This window comes from Exiguobacterium sp. AB2 (assembly GCF_000696055.1).
GTDB lineage: Bacteria > Bacillota > Bacilli > Exiguobacteriales > Exiguobacteriaceae > Exiguobacterium > Exiguobacterium alkaliphilum.
Map to the genome: position 1 here is coordinate 46,076 of NZ_JNAA01000019.1, position 24,996 is coordinate 71,071.

Below are 24,996 nucleotides of genomic sequence, written 5' to 3' on the forward strand. Positions count from 1 at the left end.
GTGTGCGCCCCCCGTTCCCTTACAATGACTTCTCGGCCAACTCCATCAATTTCTCTTTTGTGAGTTCACCTTCATATTTCTCAATCACGTTCCCGTCCTCATCGATGACGAACGTGACCGGCAAGTTATAAATGCCGTATGCCTTCTCGACCTCGCTACGCGTATCCATCAAAATCGGATAGTCGAGCTTGACGCCGAGACCGTTTACAAAATTGTCGACGCGAAGTGGCGTCTCCCCGACGTTGACCGCCCAGAAGTCGACCCCCATGTCTTGTAGCGTCGCATAGTTTTCTTGGACGACCGGCATCTCTTTCTTGCACGGCTCACAGAACGTACCCCAGAAGTTTAAAAGCAGTCCCTTGCCCTTGTAGTTCTCACGTTCGAGCATCGTCGCCCCATCGAGGCTGACAAGCTTGAAATTCGGTGCCGTATCTCCGGCTTCGACCCGGCCGTCGTTTCCTGCTTGTTCAATCAGTTGCATGATGACGACCGCACCTGCGAACAGCACCATCGTCATGACCATGAGCCGCCAAAACGACCGTTTCTTCTTATGGGCCATCGCTTGCTCCATGCGGTCACCCGTCTTCTCTTTCTTCATGATTGATCACACCTTCCTTCAGTTGCTATTGTACTGAAAAAACAATAAAAACGCACATTAACAGACTTTTTTCATTGTTTTGTCACACAATCTCCACAATCAAAAAAATCATCCTACAAAGGACGATTTTTTTATTGTCATTTCTTCTTTTTCTTGCCTCGTTTTTCGAGCGGGACGGTCGGGTTCGCGAGTTCGCGAAGTTTCGACACTTCTTTGCGTGAAAGTTCACGCCATTCTCCTGTCGTCAACCCGTCAAGCGTCAAGAAACCGAACTGTTCACGTTTCAGTTTAATCACTTCCGAGCCGACCGCTTCGAACATGCGACGGACTTGGCGATTATGACCTTCGGAGATGACGAGCTCGACGATCGCCGTGTTTTTCTTATGGTCGACCGATTTCATCCGGACTTTCGCACCACCCGTCTTGAAGCCGTCGTCAAGCTTGACGCCCGACTCGAGTTCTTTGATGGCGATGTACGACGGGACATTTTTCACTTTCGCGACATAGCGCTTCGGAATCTTGAACTTCGGGTGCGTCATCAAGTTCGAGAACTCGCCGTCGTTCGTGAGTAGAATCAACCCTGTCGTATTGTAGTCGAGACGACCGACCGGGAAAACGCGCGAGCCTGGTGGGACGAGGTCCGTGACGACTTTTCGTCCTTTATCGTCATCGACCGTCGAGACGTAGCCGCTCGGTTTGTAGACGACGTAATAGACGTGCTCTTCTTGTTCGATTTTGACACCATCGACTTCAACTTCTGATTTCGGTCCAACTTTCGTACCGAGTTCACGGACGACTTTCCCGTTGACACGGACGCGGCCGTCTAAAATCATTTCTTCTGCTTTTCGCCGTGAAGCGACACCTGCTTGGGCAATTACTTTTTGTAAACGTTCCATGAATTAATCCTTCTCCAATCTGTCTTGCGAATGACGTGCCGGCTCTGCGAAGAACAAATCGCCTTCGTCCGAGAGCTCGTCTTCAAATGTTAATGGTGGTAACTCGTCGAGCGAGTTAAACCCGAAATGATCAAGGAAATGCTCGGTCGTCCGGTAAAGCTTTGCGCGACCGAGCGTTTTCGCGCGACCGGCCGATTCGATGAGGCCTTTTGAGAGTAGCGTGTGAATGACACGTTCCACTTTCACACCGCGCACTTCCTCGATGTCTGCCCGCGTCACCGGTTGCTTATACGCGATGATGACGAGCGTCTCCATCGCCGCACGCGAGAGCGCCTGTTCCGCCATCGTCCCGACGTATCGCTGAATGTAAGGCGACACGTCCGGGATTGTCACGAGCTTATAGACACCGGCCGATTCAATCAGTTGAAACGGACGACCCGAGTCTTTGAACGAGATCTCGAGTTTCGTTAACTGTTCACGGGCGGCGGCTTCCGAGATGTCGAGCGTCTCGGCGAGTGCTCGGACTTCCATCCCTTCCTCCCCGACGACGAACAGTAAACTTTCAATGATAGTTTCATAGGACAACAACGGCTTCATCCCTTTCCTTTGACGTCTCGATGAACGAGATCTCGATATCACGCTCGACTTGCGAAGTCGTCACGACGCGCAACTTGATCAACTCGAGGAGCGCCATGAACGTCACGACGAGGTCGGACACGTCCGGCCGTTCCTCAAAGAAAGCGAAGAACGACGTCTTCCGTTTCGATGCGACGTGTTCATGCAGCCGCGTCATCTGCTCTTCAAGCGTGCGCGTTTCACGTTTGATCGTTTTCTTACGCCGTTCTTTCCAACGCTTTCGCTCGACCATCTTCGAGTAGGCGTGAAGTAAATCAGAAAAGTTCAGCGGCCCGTCATACGGCTCATGTTCAGACGTATAACGCGATAAATCGTCACCGGGACGGCTATACAGTTCGAGCCGTTGCTCCTCTTGTTCACGCATGAAGACGACCGCTTCTTTGTACGCTTTATATTCAATCAATTGACGAATCAACCCTTCGCGTGTAGGTTCATCCGAAAAGTCAGGGATGTCGTCTTCCTCGACGGGTACAGGGGGCAATAGCTGCTTACTCTTCAATTGTAGGAGCGTCGCCGCCATGACCAAATATTCGCTCGCGACGTCGAGCTCAAAATTTTGCATTGTACGGATGAAGGCGACATACTGGTCCGTGACTTCCGCAACAGAAATATCGACGATGTCGAGCTCCATCTTCCCAATCAAGTGGAGCAACAAATCGAGCGGCCCTTCGAACGTATCAATTTTGACGTTATACGCTTCCATAGAGACACCTGCCATTTTACATTTTTGCGCTTTAGTATAACATGTTTTATAGGACTGCGACCACGAAAGGAGAAATTTGATTTGACTACCCCTTTTACCCAGTATACGCTCTTGTTCGAGTGCCATGCCGATTATTTTGAATGCCACGAAGTGCTCGAAGAGGCATGGCAAGCCGGAAACCGGGCATCACTCGGCTATGCGGTGCTCATCCAATATGCGGTCGCCCACTATCACGCCCGACGCGGCAATGAGATCGGTGCACGAAAGAGTATCGCCGCGTTGCACCGTAAACTCGATTTCGCCGCAGACGAACTCCAGTCGCTCGGCGTCGACATCCCACAATTCAAACGCGACCTGACTATATGGCCTTTGTCGACCGTACTCCCGCTCGAGCCGACGACGAGGGCCCGCATCGAACGATTGAAACACGCGTTCGCACCGACCGACCTCTCTTTTGAAGAGCTCGTGCACAAGCACCTGTATCGCGACCGGAACCCGGTCGTCGAAGAACGGCTTCGTGCGCTCGAAGCACGAAACAAGGAGAATAAATGAGACAACGTTGTCTGCAACCGAAGGTTCTCCACCTCTCATTATAAAAAAGAATGAAGGTACGAGGAAGAGGGATTGATGCGTAGACCGATCGAGGGCACGGCGAGACTTCTAGGCGAATAGCAAGTAGTGAGACCCGGCAGCGTTGCTCCCTGCTTGGCCCCAGAAAAGCGAGCTGTGCCCGATCGGACAAAAAAACTGCAGACATCGTTGTCTGCAGTCAAGTAGCTAGGCACGCTGCCTAGCTTTTTATATGGCCACTTGATTCCATTTATCAAGCAGTTCACCTGTCTTGCCTTGACCCGTTAGCGTCAAGTCAAGCGGCAACAAATTTCGAGTCTCATCGAGCAGTTCATAAGAGCGTTTCTCGCCCCGGAACGATGGCGACAAGGCGATATGCAAAATATGCATCGTCGTATCTTGTTGTTCCATCCCGATGATTCCGACGAAGTCTTCCCCGACTTTCCATAGATAAAGGAAACGGGCAGGGTCTTCCTCGTAAGAGCGGACGAGCTCTAACAGCGCGAGCGGGGACTTGTCGCTACACGAGAACGCCAAGAGGCCCATCGCTGTCTTTTCGTACGATTGTTTATATTTCACCAGCATTGCTGGTTTCACCACCTTTAGTCATTCAAGTTTCACGAAGTGAACACGTGAGAGACATGGCTCATTGTGCCATAACGGTCATACAAAAATCAATTCTCGTCCCACACCTTGACTTCGGCCATCTTCGTGCCTTGACGGAGCTTGACTGCATGCTCGAGACCAGACGTCACTTTCCCGAATACGGTGTGCACGCCGTCCAAGTGCGGCTGTGGCTCGTGGACGATGAAGAACTGTGACGAACCTGTGTTGCGTCCAGCGTGTGCCATCGAGAGCGAGCCTGCCTCATGTTTATATGGGAACGATGTCGACGTCTCGCAAGGAATCGTATAGCCTGCGCCGCCCATACCCGTTCCTTGTGGGCATCCGCCTTGGCTCACGAAGCCAGGGATGACACGGTGGAACGTCAAGCCGTTGTAGAAGCCGCTGTTCGCAAGTTTTTCGAAGTTTTCTACCGTGATTGGTGCTGCGTCATGGAACAAGTCGAATTCGATCATTTCACCGTTCTCAAGTTTCATCGATCCTTTTTTCATGTACAAAAACCCCTTTATGTTCATATAGTTATCATCACTCACATTGCCCATTCTATCAAAAAAAGACGCCTGTCTCCACTGTTTTGTGGAAACAGGCGTTCTGACTTACTGAATGACCGCGTGAATGAGCGGACGCGCCTCAGGCTTCGCCTCACCGATTGTGTAGGCGTGATCCATCCGTTCGAGCGCCGAAGACATATCTTCAATGTTCGCGCGCAAGACGGCGATGACGTCGCCTTCTTCGACCCGGTCGCCGACTTTCTTCTCGAGCGTGATGCCGGCCGCGAAGTCGAGCTGATCATCTTTTGTTGCCCGACCTGCCCCGAGGAGCATCGCGGCGACACCGACTTCATCGGCGATGATTGACTCGACGTAGCCCGCCTGCTTCGCGACGAACGTCGTCTCATATTTTGCTTGCGGAAGTTTCGACAAGTCATCGACGAGCGACGCGTCGCCACCTTGTGCCGCTACGAACTGACGGAACACCTCGAGGGCGTGCCCATCGGCAATCCGTTTCTCGAGGTCAGCGTACGCTTCATCGAACGTCGGATAGAACCCGCCGAGAACGGCCATGTGGCCAGCAATCGTCAACGCGATCGTCTTCAAGTCCTCGACGTCTTTTCCAGACAATACTTCAATCGCTTCCTTCACTTCGTTCGCGTTCCCGACCTCAAAACCGAGCGGTTGGTCCATGTCGGTAATGACAGCGACCGTTTGGCGGCCAACGTTCTTCCCAATCGCGACCATCTCCTCGGCGAGCGCTTTCGCATCATCGAACGATTTCATGAACGCGCCAGACCCCGTCTTCACGTCGAGGACGATGCTGTCGGCACCGGCCGCAATCTTCTTCGACATAATCGAGCTCGCGATGAGCGGGATTGAATCAACTGTCGCCGTGACATCACGTAGCGCATACAGGCGCTTATCAGCCGGCGTCAAGTTCCCCGTCTGGCCGATAATCGACATCTTGATGTCGTTCACTTGTTTCGTGAACTGTTCTTCCGTCAATTCGACGTTAAAACCAGGGAACGACTCCAACTTGTCAATCGTGCCGCCCGTGTGGCCGAGGCCACGGCCACTCATCTTCGCGACCGGAATCCCGATTGACGCGACGAGTGGCGCGACGATGAGACTGATCTTGTCGCCGACGCCTCCTGTCGAGTGTTTATCGACTTTTTTGCCTTCGATGTTCGAGAGGTCGATGACGTCCCCAGACTTCACCATCTCCATCGTGAGGGCAGCTGTCTCTTTCTCTGTCATCCCGTTGAAGTAAATCGCCATCGAGAGGGCAGACATTTGATAATCTGGAATCGATTCGTTCGTGAACCCTTCGACGACGAAGCGAATCTCTTCCTCGTTCAATTCGCCACCGTTACGTTTCTTCAAAATCAAGTCGACCATACGCATAAGTTTCGTCCTCCTAGTTGGATGTAAGTGGGATTTAATTAGATGCTTTTAATCGTGCCGCGCACGAGTGACAAGAAGTCTTGACGGACGCGTTCTGTCGTCTCGATGACTTCCTCGTGATTGAGCGGCTGATCCAAAATACCGGCCGCCATGTTCGAGACGCAAGAAATGCCAAGAACGCGCATATCCGAGTGACGTGCGACGATGACTTCTGGGACCGTCGACATCCCGACGACGTCTCCTCCGAGCAGGCGAGCCATTCTCACTTCGGCAGGCGTCTCATACGTCGGGCCGGTGTTCCCGAAGTACACCCCTTTTTGGACGTTGAGACCGAGGTCTGAAGCGACTTGTTCCGTCAATTTCACGAGCTGTTTGTCATAAGCTTCCGACATATCCGGGAAACGCGTTCCGAATTCGTTCGCGTTTTTTCCGATGAGCGGGCTCGTCCCGAAGAAGTTGATGTGATCCGTGATGATCATCAAATCTCCCGGGTTGAAGTTCTCATTACATGCGCCGGCAGCGTTTGTGACGATGAGCGTCTCGACACCAATCAATTTGAGGACACGTACCGGGAACGTCACTTGCTCCATCGAATAGCCTTCGTAGAAGTGGAAACGACCTTGCATCGCGACGACGCGTTTACCTTCAAGGTCTCCGAATACGAGTTGGCCAGCATGGCCTTCGACCGTCGATACCGGGAAGTGTGGGATGTCTTCGTAAGGGATGGCGACAGGGTTTTCAATCTCGTCGGCGAGAACGCCGAGTCCTGACCCTAAAATTAATCCGATTTCCGGTGTGCCGTTCATGCGTTCCTGTAAAAATGCTTTTGTCTCGTTCCAATTTACCATGTAAGTGGCCTCCTCAAATTTCGTTTAAGAAACTTTTTCCGATTGCTGGTGCGTCGACGTCAAAGTTATCCGCGACCGTTGCGCCGATATCCGCGAACGTGCCTCGAATGCCGAGGTCGATTGCTGTCGCTCCGTGGTGATGCACGATGAGCGGGACGTATTCACGTGTATGATCCGTCCCCGGATGCGTCGGGTCGTTCCCGTGGTCTGCCGTGATGATTAAAAGGTCGTCTTCACGTAACTTGGCAAACACTTCCGGTAGACGCGCATCGTATTCTTCGAGCGCTTGCGCATAACCTGCCGGGTCACGGCGATGACCGAAGAGCGCGTCAAAGTCGACGAGATTCAAGAAGCAAAGTCCTTCGAACGTTTCATCGAGCGATTCGACAAGCTTATCCATGCCGTCCATGTTCGACTTCGTGCGAACGGCTTTCGTCACCCCTTCGCCATCATAGATATCACTTATCTTCCCAAGTGCGATCACATCTTTCCCGGCTGCTTGAAGCGTGTTCATGACTGTCTTTCCGAACGGCTTGAGCGCATAGTCGTGACGGTTCGAAGTGCGGACCCATGCCCCCGGCGTGCCGAGGAACGGACGCGCGATGATACGGCCAAGCATATACGGATCTTCGCGTGTGATTTCACGCGCGTACTCACAGATGCGATACAACTCGTCGAGCGGAACGACTTCTTCATGTGCTGCGATTTGGAGTACCGAATCGGCTGATGTATAAACGATGAGCGCGCCAGTGTTGACGTGTTCTTCACCGAGCTCATCCAAAATCTCGGTCCCTGAAGCCGGTTTGTTGCCGATGATGTCACGCCCGCTGAACTCTTTCAATCGATTGATCAAGTCGTCAGGGAACTCCTCGAATACACGGAACGGTGTCTCGATATGAAGTCCCATGATTTCCCAGTGTCCGGTCATCGTATCTTTCCCAGCCGAGATTTCTTGCATCCGTCCGTAAGCGCTCGGTGCGTCTGACGCCTCGATTCCTTCAATCGGTTTGATGTTCGCTAGACCGAGACGGCCCATGTGCGGCATCGCCAACCCACCTTGCTCACGGGCGATATGACCGAGCGTGTCTGAGCCTGCGTCCCCGAACTGTTCGGCATCTGGCGCTTCGCCAATCCCGACCGAGTCCATGACGACTAGGAAAATACGTTTAAATTTCTTCACAAAAAGTTCCTCCTTTAAAGGTGTTACGCCCGGGGATGATGTTTCCGATATACATCGTGAAGCCGGGACTTATTGACATGGGTGTAAACTTGAGTCGTAGAGAGGTCTGCATGACCGAGCATCTGTTGAATCGCACGCAAATCGGCACCGTTCTCGAGAAGGTGCGTGGCGAACGAATGACGGAGCACGTGCGGCGTAATTTCTTTTTGGATGCCGGCCTCTTTCGCGCGTCGCTTGATCATCTTCCAAAATCCTTGACGGCTGAGGCGACCACCCCGTCCATTCAAAAACAGTGCTTCCGTCTCCCGACCACCAATCCCGTTACGGGCTTGTTGGATATACCGTTCGACGAATCCTTGGGCGACAGAAGAAACCGGGATGATTCGAGCGCTCTCCCCTTTGCCTTCACACTGTAAATACCCCAATTCGAACTGTAAATCATCCAAATCAAGACCAAGAAGTTCGCTGACCCGCATCCCGGTCCCATACAACAGTTCGAGCATGGCCCGGTCACGAAGCGCGAGCGGATCGGACGTCGGGACGCTATCGAGCAGCCGCTCGACTTCCTCTTGCGACCACGTGTCCGGCAATTGCCGCTCTGCTTTCGGCGACTCAAGGTAGAGTGACGGGTCTGTCGACGTTTCATTCGTCATCTTCAAGTAGTGATGGAACGTGCGAATCGAGCTGACGGCGCGCCGAAGCGACGAAGCCGCCCGTCCCGCTTGAGATAACTCTTCCATATGTTTGACAATATGGGCGCGTGACACGTCGTTCCAATTGGTGACATCGAGCTGTGTCAATGTCGATAAGTATTGCGTCAAATCGCTCGCATAGGCTTGCCTCGTGTTCGAAGACATCCGTTTCTCAACGGTCATATACTGCAGAAAAGACTCGACTTGCGAACGCATGACATCCCCCTCCTTTCTCGTTTACACCTGAATACGCTTACATCATATCACTTATGTAAACCGTTGTGAAGACGTCTGACTTCATTTTTTTATAGCTTTTTTGTGACCGTTTTTTGTACAGAATCTTGCGATCGTTTTGGAACTTAATTTGCTGGAAATAAAATAATTTGCTAAACTGACAATGACTTATTAAAAATGTTTAAAAAGTTAGAAGGGACGACAAAGATGAAACCAAATGCGACGTCGTTGTCGATTGCGATTCGACGCGAACTCGTCTTTCATGACCGCCAGACAGTCGCGGATATTAGCGAAGCGACCGGCCATAGTTTTCCGACGGTAAAAAAACATTTGGAACGGATGCGCACGGCTGGAGAAGTCAACGAACAAGGGCTTACCCCGTCAACAGGAGGGAGACCCGCCACACGCTATGTATTCAATCCGTCTGCGGCGAACGGACTATGTGCCTACATCGAGCAAGATGTCATCGCCTACCGTCGCATTGACGCGATCGGTACGACGCTCGAAAAGGGCCGGATGGCGATCCGACACGGAAATCATCTACAGACGCTGTTCGACTTGTTGGCTAGCCAACTGGCGTCACATTCGATACAAGCCATCACGATCGGCGTCGCTGCCGCCGTCGCAGACGGTGAGATTATCTATGCACCGGATTACCCGACCCTTTCTGACGTTGCGCTGACCACGTTACTTGAGTCGACGTTCGATGTGCCCGTTGTAGTCGAGAACGACATGAACGCAGCTGTATACGGCTACGGTCGGTCTGTACCGACGTATGCAGATGAAACGATCGTTTACGTCTATTTAGGCAAGAACGGGCCGGGGTCGGGCATTCTCCTTAACGGTCGTTTACTTCGTGGAAAGACGAATTTCACGGGGGAGATTTCGTTTCTACCGTTTTATGCGCATCACACGTTTTACGATCGCATTCGCAATCACCAACGCGGAACGCCGCTGACGGATCAAGCATGCGATGCGCTTGCCCGGCTCGTCACGACGTTCACTGCGACGCTCAATCCGCATACGATCGTCTTTTCGGATATCGATGTGACTGAGGAAGATATCCGCCGGGTTCGTAAACGAAGTGAACGCTACATCGCGGCGACACATTTGCCCGATTTGACACGCGGTCTATGGGAAGAACATTACTTCCAAGGTCTCATCACCTTTTGTGTCGAGACACTACTTGAAACGATTTGAATGAGGTGACACATGAGCGGCTTTTTATTATTGACGGTGATTTATATCGCCTTTATTAGCTTAGGCCTCCCCGATGCGTTACTCGGAGTTGGTTGGCCATCGATGCGTGTAGAATTGGATGCGCCTCTGGCGATGGCGGGCTGGATTTTCATGACCATCGCGGCAGGAACGATTATATCGAGTTTGTTCAGCGGGAAACTGCTCGAGCGGTTCGACACGAAACAAGTCACGTTTGGTTCAGGCGTCTTGACGGCCCTTTGTCTATTCGGTTTCTCTACCGCCCCGTCGCTCCCGTGGTTATTCGCCCTGTCGATTCCGCTCGGCCTTGGCGCCGGTGCCGTCGATGCCGCGTTGAATCATTATGTGGCCGAGCATTACGCGGCACATCATATGAACTGGCTCCACTGTTTTTGGGGAGTCGGGGCGACCGGTGGCCCGCTCATCATGGCTTCCTTGTTGGATGAGAACGGATGGCGCGACGGCTATCTCGTCGTCGCTTTGATTCAATTCGGTCTGGCATTCTTACTGTTACTATCCTTTCCTTTGTGGCGTCAGGAAGTAAAACGCGACAAATCCAATCATCAGGATGAGGCGGCCGTGACCAAACTGGACCACACGCTTCCGCGCGGCTTGTCTTATGCGCTCGTCACGTTTCTCTTATACTGCGGCGTCGAGGCGCTCGTCGGTTTGTGGGCGAGCAGCTATCTCGTCCAAATGAAGCAGTTCTCGATTGCAACGGCCGCGACGTGGGTGTCGATTTACTACGGCAGTATCACAGTCGGACGATTGTTGAGCGGGTTTTTGTCGTTCCGTTTTACGAATCGTCAGATGATTCGTCTCGGTCAATGCCTCGCCTTAATAGGAAGTCTCGTATTCGTCCTTCCGCTCAACGGTGCGATGATTGTCGGTCTCATTCTAGTCGGTCTCGGCCTTGCCCCGATCTATCCGAGTATGTTGCATGAGACGCCCGTTCGATTCGGTAGACAGCGGGCGAAACACTTGATGGGTTACCAAATGGCGTTCGCCTATATCGGGAGCACGTTCTTGCCTCCACTATTCGGCTTGATCGCCACGAAGTTGTCACTCGGCATCTTCCCAATCGTCCTCTTGTTCATCATGCTCTTCATGCTGCTGAACACGGAACGACTCAACCGGATCTTAGCTAAACATAAGGAGGAAACCGTATGAAAATTGACCATCTCGCCATCTGGGTGAACGACCTCGACGTCATGCGTCGTTTTTATGAAACATATTTTGAGGCGAAGGCGAATGACCTTTATCAGAATGAACAAAAACAGTTCGCTTCGTACTTTTTGACGTTCCCACAGTCAGACTGCCGACTTGAACTGATGCGTCGGTCAGATATTCAAGACCTAGGGCAACAGACGCTCGGTTATGCCCACCTCGCCATCAGTCTCGGTAGCAAAGAAGCGGTCGATGTGATGACGCGACGTCTCGTCGACGACGGCTATGAGCGACTTGACGGTCCACGTACGACCGGGGACGGCTATTACGAGAGCGTCGTGCTCGACCCCGAGCAAAATCGAATCGAACTCACCGTTTAAAAGGAGATGGACAAATGATTCAAGCGGTTTTGTTAGACCTTGACGGCACATTATTGAATGACCAAAAAATGATTTCACCGAAGACGAAAGAGACGCTCCTCTCGCTCCAAGCGAACGGTATAAGAATCGTGCTCGCCTCGGGTCGGCCGAAGCGGGGCATCGAACCGTTCGCGACGGAATTGAAGCTCGAACAATACGGGGGGTTGATCGTCTCGTCGAACGGGGCATGTGTGACGGATGCGACGACCGGCGAGACGTTGTTTGAACAAGCAATCGACCGAGACGTTGCGCGCGCAATACTCGACCATTTGACCGGCTTTGACGTCATCCCGATGCTTAACGATGAGACGTACATGTACGTGAACGACGTGTTTTCTGGCATGCTCGAACTGAACGGGGAACCGTTTAACATCATCAAATATGAATCGCGTGGCGGACGGTTTCAACTGAGGGAAGAACCGCGCCTCGCAGATGCGATCGCCTTCCCCGTATATAAAATCCTCGTCGCCGGCCAACCGGACTACTTGCAGGCGAACGTGGACGCCATGTCACAACCGTTCAATCAACAAGTGACCGGGATGTTCACCGCAAATATGTATTACGAGTTCACGGATTATGGGATCGACAAAGCACGTGCCCTCGACCACGTCTTTCAACAGGTCGGCATCGCAAGTGACCAGACGATCGCTTTCGGAGACGGCCATAACGACCGTTCCATGCTCGAATATGCAGGGATCAGTGTAGCGATGGACAATGCGGTCGATGCGATCAAAGCGATCGCGACCGACGTGACCCGCTCGAACAATGAAGAAGGCATCGCGCTTCACCTAGCCCGATATCTGTCTTAACAACAAAACCCGTACGCTCCAACTCGGAGCGTACGGGTTTTCGATTCATCCGTTGATGACGGCCTTATGGCCTTCAAGCGTGACACCTTTCGCTTGGCACACTTTACAGATTCCATGAAACGTCAGGCGATGGTCTTTAATTAAAAATTCGTATTTGCGTTCCACTTTTTTCTCGACTTCGACGAGCAAATCTTCCATGATTTCTTCGACTGATCCACATTCGACACAGACGAGATGGTGGTGGGAATGGTTCGCTCCTTCTGGTCTCAAGTCGAAGCGGGCTACGCCGTCTCCGAAGTTGACCTTATCGACGACACCGAGTTCAGTTAATAATTCAAGCGTTCGATAAACCGTCGCGAGCCCAATCTCAGGTGCGATTGCTTTGACGAGCATGAAGACGTTCTCCGCACTGAGATGGTCCGCCTCATTCTCAAGTAAGATGCGGACTGTTGATTCTCGTTGTGGAGTCAATTTATATCCTTTGGCGCTCAACTGCTGTTTAATTCGGTCGATTCGCGTTTCCATAAGGCGCCCCCTCTTTACAATAGTTCACTATTCAAAGCATACCGAAAAACGGCATCATTTTCAAATTAAAATCATTACTAAGTAAGTGTATCATATGACAATTTAGATTAGAATTATTTTAATTTAGACAATTGCCACCATTGAATCGCCATGATCGTCTTGGCATCTGTGATTCGTCCACTCGCCAACAGTTCACTCGCCTCTTCGAACGTGAAACGCTCCACGTTCAAAAATTCGTCTTCGTCTAAATTCATGGCACCGGCAGTCAAGCCATGCGCGACGAACACGTCCACCCGCTCGCTACAAAAGCCCGGGGCCCCGTAGAAAGAGAAAATCTTTTCAAGCGTCTCGGCTGTATAGCCCGTTTCTTCTTCGAGTTCACGTCGAGCGCTCGCGAGCACTTCTTCTCCTTTTTCGAGTTTCCCGGCTGGAATCTCGAGTGACATCGACTCGAACGCCTTCCGATACTGCTCGACAAGCACGATGCGGTCGTCTTCATCGATAACGAGTACCGCGACAGCTCCGTTATGATAGACAAGCTCTCGGACCGACGTCCCGCCGTTCGGGAGCTCGACGACATGTTTCTCGACGTTAAAGATTTTTCCTTCATAGATGACTTCTCGTTGAACCGTTTTCTCGACCATATGTATATACGCCTCACTTTTTGCTTTATACTTTGATTATGAGTGAAACAAGTAGACGGAACAAGGAGGAATTATAGATGGCAGAACTCGGTCTTGGCACGATGTCCATTTTGAAGCATGGGGAAACGGAAGGGAAAGCGATTTTAGAAGCAGCCTATACTGCCGGAATTCGACATTTCGACACGGCAGACGTATACGATCGGTTCAAAGTCGAGGAAATCGTCGGGTCGACGTTTGCATCTCGTCGCGAAGAACTGTTTTTAACGAGTAAAGGCGGCAATGAGCTGACGGCAGACGGGATGCGTTGGAATCCGCGAGCCAGTTATTTAGAGACGGCGCTCGCCGGCTCACTCGAGCGATTACAGACCGACTATTTAGATGTATATTACGTTCACGGCGGAACGATGGAAGACGACCTCGATGAGACGATTGCGTTCATGAACCAGCAAAAACAGCGCGGCGCCATCCGTCAAATCGGCTTGTCGTCCATCCGTCCGAACGTCATCCGGTACTGGCTCGAGCATGGCGAGCTCGACGTGTTGATGACGCCTTATTCATTACTCGACCGACGCATCGAAACGCTCAAGCTCGATATCCCCATCGTTGGCCGTGGCCCGCTCGCGAAAGGGTTGTTGACGAACGAATGGACGTCACGGCTCGGCGAGAACGGGTTCGAGGCGTGGACGACGGACGCGTTACACGATGTGCTCCCGACGGTCCCTGAGCCGATTCAAGCATATGCCTTCGCTGCGGCGAAACGCGTGTGTGCTGTCGTCTTGCCGGGCGCTTCGTCAGTGAAGCAGTTGCATGAGACGATTGACGCGTTTCATCAGCCGATCGATGAATCAAAGCTCGAAGACGTCTTGTCTCGTCTCCCGGTTCATCCGTACACGAAACATGCGACCTGAGCGTCAGGTCGCATGTTGGTCTCGTTGTTTCATTTGTTCGATGGCCCAATCGGCCCACCCTGCGTAGTTTTCCATCATCCGAATTGCGTACTCGCTCGTTAATAAATAGCCGAGTGTGTCGTCTTCGGATTGATGGGCTGCCTGAAAGGCACGGATTTGTTGGGCGACCTGCTCGTGATGCGATTTCGTCTCCTCGACGTAACGAATCGCCTCGTCGAGCGGGAGGAGTTGAAGCAGGCTCATCCGAAGCAGGTTCTCGTCTTTCAACTTCGGTTGAAACGACGTCGGTTGCCGTAACCAATCAATCAATTCTTCTCGGCCGCGATCGGTGATCGAATAGATTTTCTTATCCGGCAGATCGTGTTGTGCGACGTGTTCAGAAGAGACGAGCGACTCATCTTCCATCTTCAGTAACTCGCGATAAATTTGTGTATGATGTGCGTGCCAAAAATGAATCATTTGTGCTTTGAACGTCGCGTTCAAGGCATAGCCGGTCGCAGGCTGATGGGTCAACAACCCGAGTAGTGCATGACGTAACGCCATAACCATCACCTATCCCTTGCGGTTCTATTTTTTTCAGTGTATCACATCTAGCGAACAGACCGAGAACGCCAATCGGTTGACGGACGGCTAAAAGACACAGACAATAAGGTGGAAAGGGGAGATTTTACGATGAAACCGATTCAATCAGCCGAGCAATTCCAAGAAGCAACGAAAGACAACAGCATGGTCATTTTCACGACGTCTTGGTGTCCGGATTGCCGTCGCCTCGATATGTACGTCGACGAACTTGTCAAAGACTATCCACAGTTCAATTGGTACGTCGTCGACCGCGACGAGTTACCGGAACTCTCTGACGATCAAGAAGTGCGCGGCATCCCGTCGCTGCTCTTTTACCAAAACGGGACGAAACAAGAACACCTCCACTCGGCACACGCCAAGACGGAGATGCAAATCCGTTCGTTCCTCGATACGTTGAACGCATAAACGACAAGACGGCCGAGGCCGTCTTTTTTTATTGCCCGAAACGCTTCAAATAGCGTTGATCAATGAAACGCTTCAAATCGTACGGGAGACGCCCGTGCCACGTCCACTTCCGATACGTCAACAACGCGTGGCCCGGTAACGTAAGCATAATATTTAGCGACGCGCGCTTCCGAAACGGGCGACGGTCTCCGAGCAGATAGCGGACGACGTGACGTCCGGACCGGACCGCATCGACGCCCCCATTCAATCTCGACGCCATATCGCCTGTGATGAAGATGTTTTCATAATCGATATGCCTTAAATTCCGGTCGGTCTCGATAAACGCGTCCGCGTTCGCGAGTCCGGCAGCCTCCCACCAAACATCGGGGACGACGCCGGACGTATCGAGAACAAGTCCGTCGTGACACGCATCCTTCTTGTATTTACGTAACACGAGGGTGACACCGCTCTTTACGAGGCGCCGCTTCATCTTCCGTCGCACACGGGCCGGCAAGTCCGGCAAGACGTCTGGGGCGTAGAGTGTGACATGACGTTTTGTCCGGATACATGCGAAAGCGAGCTCGACACCCGCCTTCCCGCCCCCGACAATCGTGACGGCATCGCTTGCCTCGATTCGATGTACCCCTTCTTTCGTCATCGGTTTCACGGCCATCCCGAGCCCGCGGCTCACCGCGCCCGTCGCGAGGACGAGTACATCATACGACACCTCGCCTGCTTCCGTGATGACGACACGTCGGATTGGGTCGAGCGACACGAGGCGAGACGCGACCGGCTCGATGCCTTCTCTCAAATGAACGGTCGCATAATCCAGTTCTTTGGCGATGACTTGTGGAAAGGCACCAGTATAAATGGCGTCTTTCCCACCGATATACACGACGTCATATGACGTCCGCAGCTCGTCGATTCGGTCTAAAATCTCGAGCTGTCCATGGCCGAGCCCGACGAGGACGAGGCGCGGCTTCATCGGAGAATCCGCCGGGCCTCAACCATGCGCTGGGAAATCGTCACCACTTCGAGAATGAAGAACACTGTGGCAATGACCCCGACAAAGCTTGGGAATAGAATCATGAGGCTGAACAAGATAAAGCACTCGGTGCGTTCGAGCACACCCGGCTGATAGTAAAACGTTTTTTCCGATCGGCGAGAACTGCTCGCACCCACGGCCAAAAACACGGTCATCGCCACGATGAACGAAGCGAGGAGCAACAGAAAGATGGTCATATGCTCGGGGTAACGCAACGCGAGCGCGATGACGACCGAAATCTCGACGAGACGGTCCACGACGAGGTCTAACACCGTCCCAAATCCTGTTTTCGAGGAACGTCGCGCCATCGTCCCGTCCAATACATCAAACAGTCCCGACAGCCATAACAAGATGACGGCCGTCCAGTGCATATCGTTATAGATGAAGAACCCGACGGACACGCCGACGATGCCGCCGAGTAGCGTCACTTCGTTCGGTGTAAACTTCCACTTTAACAACCGATCGGCGCCGCGCTCGATGACGGGACGGACGAATCGGCTTCCATACGTATCTAACATGTAACCACTCCTTATTTTTTCCGTAACGGGTACGATTGTCCAATCTGTTGGGAAACGTCCGAAGGGAGGATGACATACTCCCCGTTCGGTCGTCGGTACTCACCGAGTCGTACCCCGAACTTGACGAGGTGACGGACGAGCTCCACACGTTCGCCTGCCCCTTCGCTAAACACACCGATTCGAGTCAGCGGATACAGTTCCCCTTCGAGGCGAATAAAGTCACCGAACGTCGGCTCCGTTTCACTCAGCTCGCGCGGTGTCCCGGTCGTATGAATCGTCCCGTTCTCGAGTAACGTGACCCGGTCCGCCACAAGCATCGCCTCTTCCCGGTCATGTGTCACGAGTAGCGTCGTCAAATCAAGCTCGCTTACGATATCGCGAGTCAACTGTTGCAACTCATACTTCAAATCAGGATCGAGGTTCGTGAACGGCTCATCGAGTAAAATCAGACGCGGGTCGGCGGCAAGCGCCCGGGCAAAGCTCGCCCGTTGCCCCTCCCCACCTGACAACGTGTGAACCTCGTCATCATAACGGCCGGCGAGTCGGACGCGCGTGAGCCATTTCTCCGCCTGCTCACGCGACCGGTCAGGGGTTGCGAGCACTACGTTCTCCCCGACCGTCAAATGCGGGAACAACAGTGGTGTCTGCGACAGCATCGTGATTTTTCGTTCGTGCGCTGGTACACCGAGTAACGACCTTTCATCCCAAGTGACCGTACCGGTATCCGGTGACTCGAGTCCCGCGATGATGCGTAACAGTGTCGATTTTCCGGAACCGCTCGTTCCGACCAATGCGTGAATCTCGCCTTGCTTCACAAACAAGTCGACGCCTGTCAACACGTCACGTTTAGTAAAGCGCTTTTGAATGTTCGTCAATTGTAACCCCATCATAACCGTCCTTTCACAATTTTAACGCCCAGACGTATACCCCAGCCAATGGCGATGTACAAAACTGCCGGAATGAGAATCAAGAGCCACGTGTGCTGTAACGCGAGCGCGACATCATTTCCCGCATATACTTGATAAAGCCTCGTCGTCACGGTCGAGATCAGTCCTGCTCCGATTAATTGGATGAGGACGAATTGACCGAGCACAATCACCGTCGACATGAGCGCAATCGTCTGAATCGTCCCGCTTAAGAGCGGAAACAGGACATCACGATATCGTCGGAGCGGCGGCATAAATAGCGCCTGTTCGAACATCGGGCGACCAATGACAGACATCGCGTTATAGGCGAGTCGAATGGAATAAGGGAGCGTGACGACGAGCAACACGATGAGCACGCCAATGGTCGTGCCGACGAGACCGAATCGGGCAAGTGCGATGTACATGCCGAACGTACCGGCGAGCGCCGGGATGAACAACGGCAAAAACAGGAACCATTCGATGAACGTGCGCCATTTCGTTTCTGTGAACAACAACCACCATGCCGTCCCAATCGAAAGCCATACGTTCAGACTCACGATGACGAGGACTTGAATAACCGTGTTGATGATGGCGTCATCAAAAAAGAAAGTCGGAACGGAAGTGAACAAGCCGCTAAACGGCAATAAGATCAAGACGAGTATGACGAGACGTCTCATCGTCTCACCCCTTTCTCGATTCGACGCCTATGTTTTGCTGTCAACACGTACGTCAACAAGACTCCGCCGAACAGAAAGAGCGTCCAAATCAAGGCAACGGCATACGCTTCACTCTCATTTAAAAACAATCCAGTCGTCAACCTGTCGTAAGCGAGAACGCCGAGCAGTTTCGGAAACGTGACACCGAGTAGCGCCGGCACTTCGTAAGCGAACGAGATGAACGCGACCAAGATCCAAAACGAATCGAGGAGCGGTTTGACGAGAAACGGCCATTCCGCAACGGAGAACTGTCGCCACGGATTCAGTTGAAGCGTCTTCGCCATGTCACGGTAACCGGTGTTCAGTTGCGCGTACGTGCCAAGCACCATGAGGAAGACGAACGGGACTTCTTTCCATATATACGTCACAATGACGACGAGATGATGCCGTTCGTTCGCTTCAATTAGGCCGAACGGGAATCCGTCGGCGAACAGTAAGTAAAACAAGTATCCACTCGCGATATGTGGGACAAACAATGGCCACTTTAACCAACGCAATAGCCAGTTTTGACCGTTTACATAGACGGCCCGGGCCGCGAGCGTCCCGAGCACGAGGGAGCACAACGTCGAAACGAGTGTCACGTAGAGTGTGACACCGAGGCTTGCACGCCACGTCTCCTCTTGCATGAGCCCCCATACGTCCGCACCGACCGACTCACGGAATAAAAACACGAGCGCCGTGAGTGGAAGCAGGGACACTGCCATGCTAAGTAAGACGTTAACGCGCGACACGCGTCCACCCCTCTCGAATCTGGTCAATCACGTCCGGTCCATAATCGGGCAGTTGACGGTCGCTCAAGAGCTCCGGGTCCGGATACGTGCTGCCGTCATCAAGCGACAAGAAGGCTTCCCGGTCGCGCTCGTCGAGCTTATCGAGATCGAGTGACGTCCCATCGCCCCAATACGTGTCCCGTTGCTTCATAAGCTGCACTTCGGGTGCTAACAGCTCATTGATGACGACGAGCGCCCCGTTCGGATTCGAGGCGTTGAACGGTACCGCCAAAAAGTGCGTCGAGGAGATGGAGTGATCCAAGACGAGTGCGCGCGTGCTGTCCGGAAAAACACCCGCGTTCACTTCCGCCTCGGCCCGGCGCTCATTAAACCCCATCGTCATCCACACCTCACCTGACGCATACAGTTGATCGAGTTGTGCGAGCGATTTCGGGTAAGTCTGTCCCTGCTTCCACAAGTTCGGTGACCATGAGGCGAGCTCGTCCCAAAACGCGTCTGGAATCGTCTCCATATCACGTGACGCGTCCCCATACTTGGCATATAACAGATGACGAACGAACGCGTTACCTGTAAAGTCCGTTACTTCAGGATACGTGAATCGGCCGGGATTTTCCTCGGTCCACCGACGGAGTTCTTCAAACGTCTCAGGCGGATTTTGAACGTTCGCCGCATCGTAATGCAGTACGAATTGTACGTTCCCCCAAGCGACCTCAAGACCATTCGTCGGCGTACCGGCGTCTGTCGCTTGCGCCGCTTCGTTCAACAAGGACGCGTTCGGAATCCGCTCGAGGAGACCACCCGTCAACAAGTCTGCTTCGGCAGCGTTACGGAAGTTGTCCCCGTTGATCCACATCAAATCAATCGTCCCGCGTTCTCGGTCAGCCCGTTTGTCGAGTGACAGTTGACGGACAAACTCAGCCGTATCCATCGGCACACGGTTTAATTCGATACCGTATGAAGACTCGAGGCGAGGGGCGACATAGTCATCTAAATATCGGTTGATGCCCTCGTCCCCGCCCCATAAGTAAAAGTTGACGGTCGTTCCTTCAGCGGCTTTGGCTGCCTCATCGAACGTCTCGGCGACTTCTGCTTGCTCTTGGCCACACGCACTTACGATGAAAACGAGCATGAGCCCGACGATTAAAAATCGTTTCATTGTCTTTCCCCCCTATGTACTCACTTTTTGTCAAATCCCCGTTTTGCGAGTCGTTCGAACCAGACCGGGCACATCGCATACATTTTTGCACCCAGCTCCATCCACCACGGCGCATTCACTTCCCGTTCAGACCGTTCATACGCCTTGACGACGCGACGTGCCAATCGTTCCGGTGACAACAGAATCGCTTTGACGCTCTGTTCATACCGTCCACTCTTGTCGGCCCGTTTAAAGAACGGTGTCGCGATCGGTCCTGGATTGACGGTCAGGACATGAATGCCGTTCGTTCTTAGTTCAAGTCGAAGCGCATTCGAAAACTGAAGAAGGGCCGCTTTCGAACCGGCATAGACGGCCGATTTCGGCGTCGGCACTTTTGCCGCTTGTGAGCAGACGTTAACAATCGTCCCACCGGCTCGCATCCGCTGCGCACAGTCGCGTGACAGGACCATCGGCGCTGTCGCGTTCAAGACCATCGTCTCTTCGATGACATCCGCCGATTGATCGACGACCGCATCGAACTCACCAATCCCGGCATTGTTCACCCATCCGTCGATTGGTCCGTACGCCTGTTCAATCTCATGGACGAGTGTGGCGTAAGTTGTAATGACGTCAGCGACGTGCCAGTTTGCGTTCAGTTGTTGGGCCAAGCCTTTCAGCCGCTCCTCGTTCCGCGCGACGAGCGTTAGTGTGTACCCTCGTTCATAAAAACAGTGCGCCAATGCGGCACCAAAGCCGCTTGACGCACCTGTGATCACGATATGTTTCACCATTCCACTTCCTTTGTCCGTTCATATGTCCATTTCCGGTCGACGAGAATTCGTTCGACGTGGCCACGTTCTTCGAGCAACGTCAGACGGGCGAACACTTCGCTGAAGACGAGCGGCATCGCGTGGCGCATCTTGCGCCCGTAAAGGCGCATCGACCAATCGAAGACGCTCAACCCATCGACCCAGTCCCCGAGCAGTTGCTCGCTCCGGTCGTACCGCTGTGTAATCCGATTCTCAATTAACGGCATCGGATGCATAATCGGATCCCCGTGTCCGCTCACGACGAGCTTCAACTCATACGTCTGCAGCTTACGGAGCGAATCGAGATACAAGAGCACCGGCGACGCAAACCCTTCCCCTTCATACGGTTGTTCGATGAGCGGGTTCGGTTCGACCGCGTCAATCAGATGGTCACCGGCAATCAAGACGCCGCCAGGTCCGATGAGTCCAAGCTGGTCGCTCGCATGACCCGGCAAGTGAATCGTCCGCCACGCCCCGTCCGGTGTGACGGCCTGACCGTCCTCGAACGTCATCGTCACGGTCGTCGGGCCGATCCAACGTAGCGCTTCCCGATAGTCGGGCAGTTTGGCGACAATCGACTCGGGGGTGCCGAACGAATGGGCCAAATCGTGCAGAAATTGATTACCCCGCTTGATGAAGTTCGGTGTCTGCTCCAAGTAACGGACGAGTTTTTCATGACCATACACCGGAATCGCGGCGTCTCGAAGGCGCCACGCTTGTCCGGCATGATCGGCATGGTGGTGCGTCAAAAACAAGAAGTCGATCGACTCAAGCGACAGCTCCAACTCTGCGAGCTGTGCATTCAACGACGTCCACGCCTCTTCCGTATCCGGTCCGCAATCGACCATAAAGAACCGGTTCATATGTTCGACGATGTATACGTTCACGTTCCCGACTTCAAACGGCGTCGGTATGTCCAATCTAGCCAATTGGCTCGAAATCCAGTTCGCCACGTGCCCCCAACCCCTTCCACCTATCTCCACCCATTATACCCGTCTGAAAGATTGGATTTCAATGACACAAAAAAAGGAGAGGATGTCTCCTCTCCTGACAAATTATAAGTTGATGACCGTCACTTTATCGCGCGTCATCGTCTCGAGACTGCGTCCAATCCCTTGAACGCCGAGACCTGACTGCTTCACGCCGATGAACGGGAAGTGGTCAGGGCCGCGCTCTGTGCGTCCGTTCACTTGAACCGTCCCGACGTCGAGCTTGTCGGCCACAGTGAAGGCGTTGTTCACGTTTTGCGTGAACACACTCGCTTGAAGGCCGAACTCTGATTCGTTCGTAAGCTCAATCATCTCGTCAAGTGACGAGACACGGATGATCGGCAAGACCGGTCCGAACGGCTCTTCCCATGCGACACGCATCTCACGTGTGACGTGGTCAAGGAGCGTCGGGTGAAGCAAGTTGCCGTCGCGTTCGTTGCCGTGTACGACCGTCGCCTGCTTGTTGACGGCATCGTCAATCAAGCCTTGCACGTAATCCGCCGACTTCTTGTCGATGAGCGGCACGATGAAGCTATTGTCGACCGGCGAACCGACCGAGAGCTTCTCGACGCGCTCTTTCAACATACCGACGAGCTCGTCCGCTTGGTGTTCGAGCACAAAGACACGCTTGATCGCCGTACAGCGCTGTCCAGAGTACGAGAACGCACCGCTGACAATTTGATCGGCAGCAAGCGTGAGGTCGGCGTCTTCTAAGACGAGCGCCGGATCTTTCCCTCCGAGCTCTAAGACGACCGGTACCATCGAAGCTTGTTGAGACAAGTGTTGCCCTGTCCCCGTGCCGCCCGTGAACGTGATCATGTCGATGCCCGGATGCGACGTCAAATAGTCACCGATGACCGAACCGCGTCCGGTGACGAGGTTCAACAAGCCGCTCGGAAGACCCGCGTCTTGAAGCGCCTCGACCATTTTCACACCACTGATCGCGCCTTGTGTCGCCGGTTTGAAGACGACGGCGTTCCCTGTGATCAAGGCCGGTGCAATCTTGGCTGCCGCCAAGTTGACCGGATAGTTGAACGGTGAGATGGCGAGGACGACACCGAGTGCCTCTTTTTTGATGATTGCCATCTTATTTTTCGAACCACCTGGGAACGAATCACCTTGCATGAACCCGCCTGTGAAGCGAAGACCTTCTTCCGCCGTGTAGCGGATGATTTCCGCTGTCCGGACGACTTCCTTCTTCGCGTCGCTCAAGTTCTTCCCGACTTCGCGCATGATGATTTGACCAATCTCATCGACACGCTCTTCTAACTTCTCTGCCCATGCGTATAGGAGTTCGGCACGCTTGTTGACCGGAAGCGCTGCCCACTCTTGTTGTGCACGTTTGGCGCCATGAATGGCTTCGTCGACTTCATCACGTGACATTGCCTGTACGCTGCCGACGACTTCTTCTGTATAAGGGGAAACGAGTTCAATCGTCTCGTTAGTTGTTGATTCCTGCCATTGTCCATTGATTAAATATGGATACGTGTTCATACTCATAATCTCTATCTGCCTCCTGAGTAAGCTTTGATATCTCGTTGCCACCCCCATTGTATGCAAAATTAATTCGGATGAACAACTATAAAGATTCAGTTTATGTAATGTAAACGGTTACGTAACAACTTTTTGTGAAATCCGTCTCCAGATTGACACTTTTCAACTGAAGAGTCCGGCCCGTTCGACCGATAGAGAAGAAGAGAGTACGTGAACTAGGAGGGACTACGAATGAGCATGGACCATAACATTTTACTTGAAGCAGGCACGAATGAGCTCGAGATCGTCATTTTCCAATCGGGCCCGTTCATTTTCGGGATCAACGTCATGAAAGTCAGAGAAATCATCACAATGCTTCCGCTCACCCCGCTGCCGGGGACGCCGGAGGCCATCATGGGGCTCATCGAACTACGTGGAGAAGTGATGACTGTCATCGATTTGCCGATGGTCATCGGTCATCCGCGTGAAGTCGGCGAAGGCGACCGTTTAATCGTCTGTGAGTTCAACGGTGAGAAGTCGGTGCTTCGGGTCGATCAAGTGACCGAGATTAAACGAATCTCTTGGGAACAAATTGATACGCCGTCTGACTTGGCGCGCGGCATGCAAGGCATCACGAACGGCGTCGTCAAGACGGGCGACCAAATGATCATCTTACTTGACTACGAACGAATCGCCCTCGAATTGTCACGAAAAGACATCATGGCTCGGGAGTCGGTGAAACGCCTCGGTGCCCGTGAACGATCGCATAAACAGATTTGGCTCGCCGAAGACTCGGAGATGCTCCGTACGCTCATCATCGATACGCTCGACGATGCAGGCTATTTCAACACGACGATCTTTAATAACGGGAAGGAAGCACTCGAGGCGTTCGAGGTGGACGGGGCAAGTTGTGACCTGCTCATCACGGACATCGAGATGCCACAGATGGACGGCTTGCATTTGACGAAACGTCTCCGGGAGATGGAGCAGTACAGCGACCTTCCGATCATCATCTTCTCCTCGCTCATCTCGGACGATTTGAAACATAAAGGAGAGGCTGTCGGTGCGAACGCCCAAATCACGAAACCCGAAATCGGGATTTTGATTGCGACGCTCGACGAGTTTCTCGCTTAAGACAAA

At 53.0% G+C, this 24,996-nt stretch carries 30 protein-coding genes; 8 read left to right on the forward strand and 22 right to left on the reverse strand.

Features of this window, described 5'->3' with window-relative positions; genetic code table 11:
* Nucleotides 1-19: 19 nt before the first annotated feature.
* The 4 genes from DI14_RS03070 to DI14_RS03085 form a co-directional block, all read right to left on the reverse strand.
* Nucleotides 20-598 (reverse strand): redoxin domain-containing protein, encoded by a 579-nt coding sequence (locus DI14_RS03070; RefSeq protein ID WP_034805084.1) that lies wholly within the window; start codon nucleotides 596-598, stop codon nucleotides 20-22.
* Nucleotides 599-735: 137 nt separating this feature from the next.
* On the reverse strand, nucleotides 736-1,494 hold the full coding sequence (locus DI14_RS03075; RefSeq protein WP_034805086.1) for a pseudouridine synthase: 759 nt from the start codon (nucleotides 1,492-1,494) through the stop codon (nucleotides 736-738).
* Nucleotides 1,495-1,497: 3 nt separating this feature from the next.
* Entirely contained in the window at nucleotides 1,498-2,091 is a 594-nt protein-coding gene (gene scpB, locus DI14_RS03080) for an SMC-Scp complex subunit ScpB (protein ID WP_200871096.1), read from the reverse strand.
* Complete coding sequence (locus tag DI14_RS03085; protein ID WP_034805088.1) at nucleotides 2,069-2,833, reverse strand: ScpA family protein; 765 nt, start codon at nucleotides 2,831-2,833, stop codon at nucleotides 2,069-2,071. Before DI14_RS03085 ends, scpB begins: the two co-directional genes overlap by 23 nt.
* Before the next feature lie 81 nt (nucleotides 2,834-2,914).
* Here DI14_RS03085 and DI14_RS03090 point away from each other — a divergent pair, with 81 nt between their 5' ends.
* Nucleotides 2,915-3,385, forward strand: a complete 471-nt coding sequence (locus DI14_RS03090; protein ID WP_034805090.1) for a DUF309 domain-containing protein — start codon at nucleotides 2,915-2,917, stop codon at nucleotides 3,383-3,385.
* Between the two features lie 246 nt (nucleotides 3,386-3,631).
* Here the strand turns inward: DI14_RS03090 and DI14_RS03095 are convergent, their stop codons facing one another.
* From DI14_RS03095 to xerD, 6 genes are all read right to left on the reverse strand, one after another.
* Nucleotides 3,632-3,988: a GNAT family N-acetyltransferase gene (locus tag DI14_RS03095; RefSeq protein WP_034805092.1), complete on the reverse strand. Its 357-nt coding sequence runs from the start codon at nucleotides 3,986-3,988 to the stop codon at nucleotides 3,632-3,634.
* A gap of 89 nt (nucleotides 3,989-4,077) precedes the next feature.
* Nucleotides 4,078-4,518: a peptidylprolyl isomerase gene (locus tag DI14_RS03100; RefSeq protein WP_034805093.1), complete on the reverse strand. Its 441-nt coding sequence runs from the start codon at nucleotides 4,516-4,518 to the stop codon at nucleotides 4,078-4,080.
* A gap of 105 nt (nucleotides 4,519-4,623) precedes the next feature.
* Entirely contained in the window at nucleotides 4,624-5,925 is a 1,302-nt protein-coding gene (locus DI14_RS03105; protein ID WP_034805095.1) for a pyrimidine-nucleoside phosphorylase, read from the reverse strand.
* 38 nt (nucleotides 5,926-5,963) lie between these two features.
* On the reverse strand, nucleotides 5,964-6,773 hold the full coding sequence (locus DI14_RS03110; RefSeq protein WP_034805097.1) for a purine-nucleoside phosphorylase: 810 nt from the start codon (nucleotides 6,771-6,773) through the stop codon (nucleotides 5,964-5,966).
* Nucleotides 6,774-6,786: 13 nt separating this feature from the next.
* Complete coding sequence (gene deoB, locus DI14_RS03115) at nucleotides 6,787-7,953, reverse strand: phosphopentomutase (RefSeq protein ID WP_034805100.1); 1,167 nt, start codon at nucleotides 7,951-7,953, stop codon at nucleotides 6,787-6,789.
* A 23-nt stretch (nucleotides 7,954-7,976) separates the two neighbouring features.
* Complete coding sequence (xerD, locus tag DI14_RS03120) at nucleotides 7,977-8,861, reverse strand: site-specific tyrosine recombinase XerD (protein WP_034805103.1); 885 nt, start codon at nucleotides 8,859-8,861, stop codon at nucleotides 7,977-7,979.
* Nucleotides 8,862-9,086: 225 nt separating this feature from the next.
* Between xerD and DI14_RS03125 the strand changes: the two genes are divergently transcribed.
* From DI14_RS03125 to DI14_RS03140, 4 genes are read left to right on the forward strand one after another with little or no spacing between them, the layout of a single operon-like run.
* Nucleotides 9,087-10,079: an ROK family protein gene (locus DI14_RS03125; RefSeq protein ID WP_034805106.1), complete on the forward strand. Its 993-nt coding sequence runs from the start codon at nucleotides 9,087-9,089 to the stop codon at nucleotides 10,077-10,079.
* Nucleotides 10,080-10,091: 12 nt separating this feature from the next.
* Entirely contained in the window at nucleotides 10,092-11,267 is a 1,176-nt protein-coding gene (locus tag DI14_RS03130; protein ID WP_034805108.1) for a sugar MFS transporter, read from the forward strand.
* Entirely contained in the window at nucleotides 11,264-11,644 is a 381-nt protein-coding gene (locus DI14_RS03135) for a VOC family protein (RefSeq protein WP_034805110.1), read from the forward strand. Before DI14_RS03130 ends, DI14_RS03135 begins: the two co-directional genes overlap by 4 nt.
* Before the next feature lie 14 nt (nucleotides 11,645-11,658).
* Complete coding sequence (locus DI14_RS03140; protein ID WP_034805113.1) at nucleotides 11,659-12,492, forward strand: Cof-type HAD-IIB family hydrolase; 834 nt, start codon at nucleotides 11,659-11,661, stop codon at nucleotides 12,490-12,492.
* Between the two features lie 45 nt (nucleotides 12,493-12,537).
* On the opposite strand, the gene DI14_RS03145 is transcribed toward DI14_RS03140, so the two are convergent.
* Both DI14_RS03145 and DI14_RS03150 read right to left on the reverse strand, forming a co-directional pair.
* Nucleotides 12,538-13,017 (reverse strand): Fur family transcriptional regulator, encoded by a 480-nt coding sequence (locus DI14_RS03145; protein ID WP_034805116.1) that lies wholly within the window; start codon nucleotides 13,015-13,017, stop codon nucleotides 12,538-12,540.
* A 113-nt stretch (nucleotides 13,018-13,130) separates the two neighbouring features.
* The gene (locus DI14_RS03150; protein ID WP_081825807.1) at nucleotides 13,131-13,661 is read right to left on the reverse strand and encodes an NUDIX domain-containing protein; all 531 of its coding nucleotides are present in this window, start codon (nucleotides 13,659-13,661) and stop codon (nucleotides 13,131-13,133) included.
* A 77-nt stretch (nucleotides 13,662-13,738) separates the two neighbouring features.
* On the opposite strand from DI14_RS03150, the gene DI14_RS03155 reads away from it, so the two are divergent.
* The gene (locus DI14_RS03155) at nucleotides 13,739-14,569 is read left to right on the forward strand and encodes an aldo/keto reductase (protein ID WP_034805122.1); all 831 of its coding nucleotides are present in this window, start codon (nucleotides 13,739-13,741) and stop codon (nucleotides 14,567-14,569) included.
* Nucleotides 14,570-14,572: 3 nt separating this feature from the next.
* Here the strand turns inward: DI14_RS03155 and DI14_RS03160 are convergent, their stop codons facing one another.
* Nucleotides 14,573-15,112, reverse strand: coding sequence for a PadR family transcriptional regulator (locus DI14_RS03160; protein ID WP_034805125.1), 540 nt, complete (start codon nucleotides 15,110-15,112; stop codon nucleotides 14,573-14,575).
* Nucleotides 15,113-15,241: 129 nt separating this feature from the next.
* On the opposite strand from DI14_RS03160, the gene DI14_RS03165 reads away from it, so the two are divergent.
* Nucleotides 15,242-15,556, forward strand: a complete 315-nt coding sequence (locus tag DI14_RS03165) for a thioredoxin family protein (protein WP_034805128.1) — start codon at nucleotides 15,242-15,244, stop codon at nucleotides 15,554-15,556.
* A 28-nt stretch (nucleotides 15,557-15,584) separates the two neighbouring features.
* On the opposite strand, the gene DI14_RS03170 is transcribed toward DI14_RS03165, so the two are convergent.
* From DI14_RS03170 to DI14_RS03210, 9 genes are all read right to left on the reverse strand, one after another.
* Complete coding sequence (locus DI14_RS03170; protein ID WP_034805131.1) at nucleotides 15,585-16,520, reverse strand: NAD(P)/FAD-dependent oxidoreductase; 936 nt, start codon at nucleotides 16,518-16,520, stop codon at nucleotides 15,585-15,587.
* Nucleotides 16,517-17,098: a CDP-alcohol phosphatidyltransferase family protein gene (locus DI14_RS03175; RefSeq protein WP_034805134.1), complete on the reverse strand. Its 582-nt coding sequence runs from the start codon at nucleotides 17,096-17,098 to the stop codon at nucleotides 16,517-16,519. Before DI14_RS03175 ends, DI14_RS03170 begins: the two co-directional genes overlap by 4 nt.
* Before the next feature lie 11 nt (nucleotides 17,099-17,109).
* On the reverse strand, nucleotides 17,110-17,985 hold the full coding sequence (locus DI14_RS03180; protein WP_051622519.1) for an ABC transporter ATP-binding protein: 876 nt from the start codon (nucleotides 17,983-17,985) through the stop codon (nucleotides 17,110-17,112).
* Nucleotides 17,985-18,680, reverse strand: a complete 696-nt coding sequence (locus DI14_RS03185) for an ABC transporter permease (protein ID WP_034805137.1) — start codon at nucleotides 18,678-18,680, stop codon at nucleotides 17,985-17,987. The genes DI14_RS03180 and DI14_RS03185 overlap by 1 nt, the downstream gene beginning before the upstream one ends.
* Nucleotides 18,677-19,450, reverse strand: coding sequence for an ABC transporter permease subunit (locus DI14_RS03190; protein ID WP_034805140.1), 774 nt, complete (start codon nucleotides 19,448-19,450; stop codon nucleotides 18,677-18,679). Before DI14_RS03190 ends, DI14_RS03185 begins: the two co-directional genes overlap by 4 nt.
* A complete protein-coding gene (locus tag DI14_RS03195; RefSeq protein WP_034805143.1) occupies nucleotides 19,437-20,606 on the reverse strand; it encodes an ABC transporter substrate-binding protein in 1,170 nt (389 codons plus the stop codon). The genes DI14_RS03190 and DI14_RS03195 overlap by 14 nt, the downstream gene beginning before the upstream one ends.
* A 20-nt stretch (nucleotides 20,607-20,626) precedes the next feature.
* The gene (locus tag DI14_RS03200; RefSeq protein WP_369792689.1) at nucleotides 20,627-21,373 is read right to left on the reverse strand and encodes an SDR family NAD(P)-dependent oxidoreductase; all 747 of its coding nucleotides are present in this window, start codon (nucleotides 21,371-21,373) and stop codon (nucleotides 20,627-20,629) included.
* Nucleotides 21,370-22,347 carry an MBL fold metallo-hydrolase gene (locus tag DI14_RS03205; protein WP_034805145.1) on the reverse strand — a complete coding sequence of 326 codons (978 nt, stop codon included), beginning with the start codon at nucleotides 22,345-22,347 and terminating at the stop codon, nucleotides 21,370-21,372. Before DI14_RS03205 ends, DI14_RS03200 begins: the two co-directional genes overlap by 4 nt.
* A 102-nt stretch (nucleotides 22,348-22,449) precedes the next feature.
* The gene (locus DI14_RS03210; RefSeq protein ID WP_034805150.1) at nucleotides 22,450-23,886 is read right to left on the reverse strand and encodes an NADP-dependent glyceraldehyde-3-phosphate dehydrogenase; all 1,437 of its coding nucleotides are present in this window, start codon (nucleotides 23,884-23,886) and stop codon (nucleotides 22,450-22,452) included.
* Between the two features lie 222 nt (nucleotides 23,887-24,108).
* On the opposite strand from DI14_RS03210, the gene DI14_RS15685 reads away from it, so the two are divergent.
* Nucleotides 24,109-24,990 (forward strand): chemotaxis protein CheV, encoded by an 882-nt coding sequence (locus DI14_RS15685; protein ID WP_034805146.1) that lies wholly within the window; start codon nucleotides 24,109-24,111, stop codon nucleotides 24,988-24,990.
* Nucleotides 24,991-24,996 lie beyond the last annotated feature (6 nt).

What these genes read in the sequence shown, in the direction of transcription:
- DI14_RS03070 (WP_034805084.1), bottom strand. Translation starts at nt 598, where the DNA reads ATGAAGAAAGAGAAGACGGGTGACCGCATGGAGCAAGCGATGGCCCAT.
- DI14_RS03075 (WP_034805086.1), bottom strand. Translation starts at nt 1,494, where the DNA reads ATGGAACGTTTACAAAAAGTAATTGCCCAAGCAGGTGTCGCTTCACGG.
- scpB (WP_200871096.1), bottom strand. Translation starts at nt 2,091, where the DNA reads ATGAAGCCGTTGTTGTCCTATGAAACTATCATTGAAAGTTTACTGTTC.
- DI14_RS03085 (WP_034805088.1), bottom strand. Translation starts at nt 2,833, where the DNA reads ATGGAAGCGTATAACGTCAAAATTGATACGTTCGAAGGGCCGCTCGAT.
- DI14_RS03095 (WP_034805092.1), bottom strand. Translation starts at nt 3,988, where the DNA reads ATGCTGGTGAAATATAAACAATCGTACGAAAAGACAGCGATGGGCCTC.
- DI14_RS03100 (WP_034805093.1), bottom strand. Translation starts at nt 4,518, where the DNA reads ATGAAAAAAGGATCGATGAAACTTGAGAACGGTGAAATGATCGAATTC.
- DI14_RS03105 (WP_034805095.1), bottom strand. Translation starts at nt 5,925, where the DNA reads ATGCGTATGGTCGACTTGATTTTGAAGAAACGTAACGGTGGCGAATTG.
- DI14_RS03110 (WP_034805097.1), bottom strand. Translation starts at nt 6,773, where the DNA reads ATGGTAAATTGGAACGAGACAAAAGCATTTTTACAGGAACGCATGAAC.
- xerD (WP_034805103.1), bottom strand. Translation starts at nt 8,861, where the DNA reads ATGCGTTCGCAAGTCGAGTCTTTTCTGCAGTATATGACCGTTGAGAAA.
- DI14_RS03125 (WP_034805106.1), top strand. Translation starts at nt 9,087, where the DNA reads ATGAAACCAAATGCGACGTCGTTGTCGATTGCGATTCGACGCGAACTC.
- DI14_RS03130 (WP_034805108.1), top strand. Translation starts at nt 10,092, where the DNA reads ATGAGCGGCTTTTTATTATTGACGGTGATTTATATCGCCTTTATTAGC.
- DI14_RS03135 (WP_034805110.1), top strand. Translation starts at nt 11,264, where the DNA reads ATGAAAATTGACCATCTCGCCATCTGGGTGAACGACCTCGACGTCATG.
- DI14_RS03140 (WP_034805113.1), top strand. Translation starts at nt 11,659, where the DNA reads ATGATTCAAGCGGTTTTGTTAGACCTTGACGGCACATTATTGAATGAC.
- DI14_RS03145 (WP_034805116.1), bottom strand. Translation starts at nt 13,017, where the DNA reads ATGGAAACGCGAATCGACCGAATTAAACAGCAGTTGAGCGCCAAAGGA.
- DI14_RS03150 (WP_081825807.1), bottom strand. Translation starts at nt 13,661, where the DNA reads ATGGTCGAGAAAACGGTTCAACGAGAAGTCATCTATGAAGGAAAAATC.
- DI14_RS03155 (WP_034805122.1), top strand. Translation starts at nt 13,739, where the DNA reads ATGGCAGAACTCGGTCTTGGCACGATGTCCATTTTGAAGCATGGGGAA.
- DI14_RS03160 (WP_034805125.1), bottom strand. Translation starts at nt 15,112, where the DNA reads ATGGCGTTACGTCATGCACTACTCGGGTTGTTGACCCATCAGCCTGCG.
- DI14_RS03165 (WP_034805128.1), top strand. Translation starts at nt 15,242, where the DNA reads ATGAAACCGATTCAATCAGCCGAGCAATTCCAAGAAGCAACGAAAGAC.
- DI14_RS03170 (WP_034805131.1), bottom strand. Translation starts at nt 16,520, where the DNA reads ATGAAGCCGCGCCTCGTCCTCGTCGGGCTCGGCCATGGACAGCTCGAG.
- DI14_RS03175 (WP_034805134.1), bottom strand. Translation starts at nt 17,098, where the DNA reads ATGTTAGATACGTATGGAAGCCGATTCGTCCGTCCCGTCATCGAGCGC.
- DI14_RS03180 (WP_051622519.1), bottom strand. Translation starts at nt 17,985, where the DNA reads ATGGGGTTACAATTGACGAACATTCAAAAGCGCTTTACTAAACGTGAC.
- DI14_RS03185 (WP_034805137.1), bottom strand. Translation starts at nt 18,680, where the DNA reads ATGAGACGTCTCGTCATACTCGTCTTGATCTTATTGCCGTTTAGCGGC.
- DI14_RS03195 (WP_034805143.1), bottom strand. Translation starts at nt 20,606, where the DNA reads ATGAAACGATTTTTAATCGTCGGGCTCATGCTCGTTTTCATCGTAAGT.
- DI14_RS15685 (WP_034805146.1), top strand. Translation starts at nt 24,109, where the DNA reads ATGAGCATGGACCATAACATTTTACTTGAAGCAGGCACGAATGAGCTC.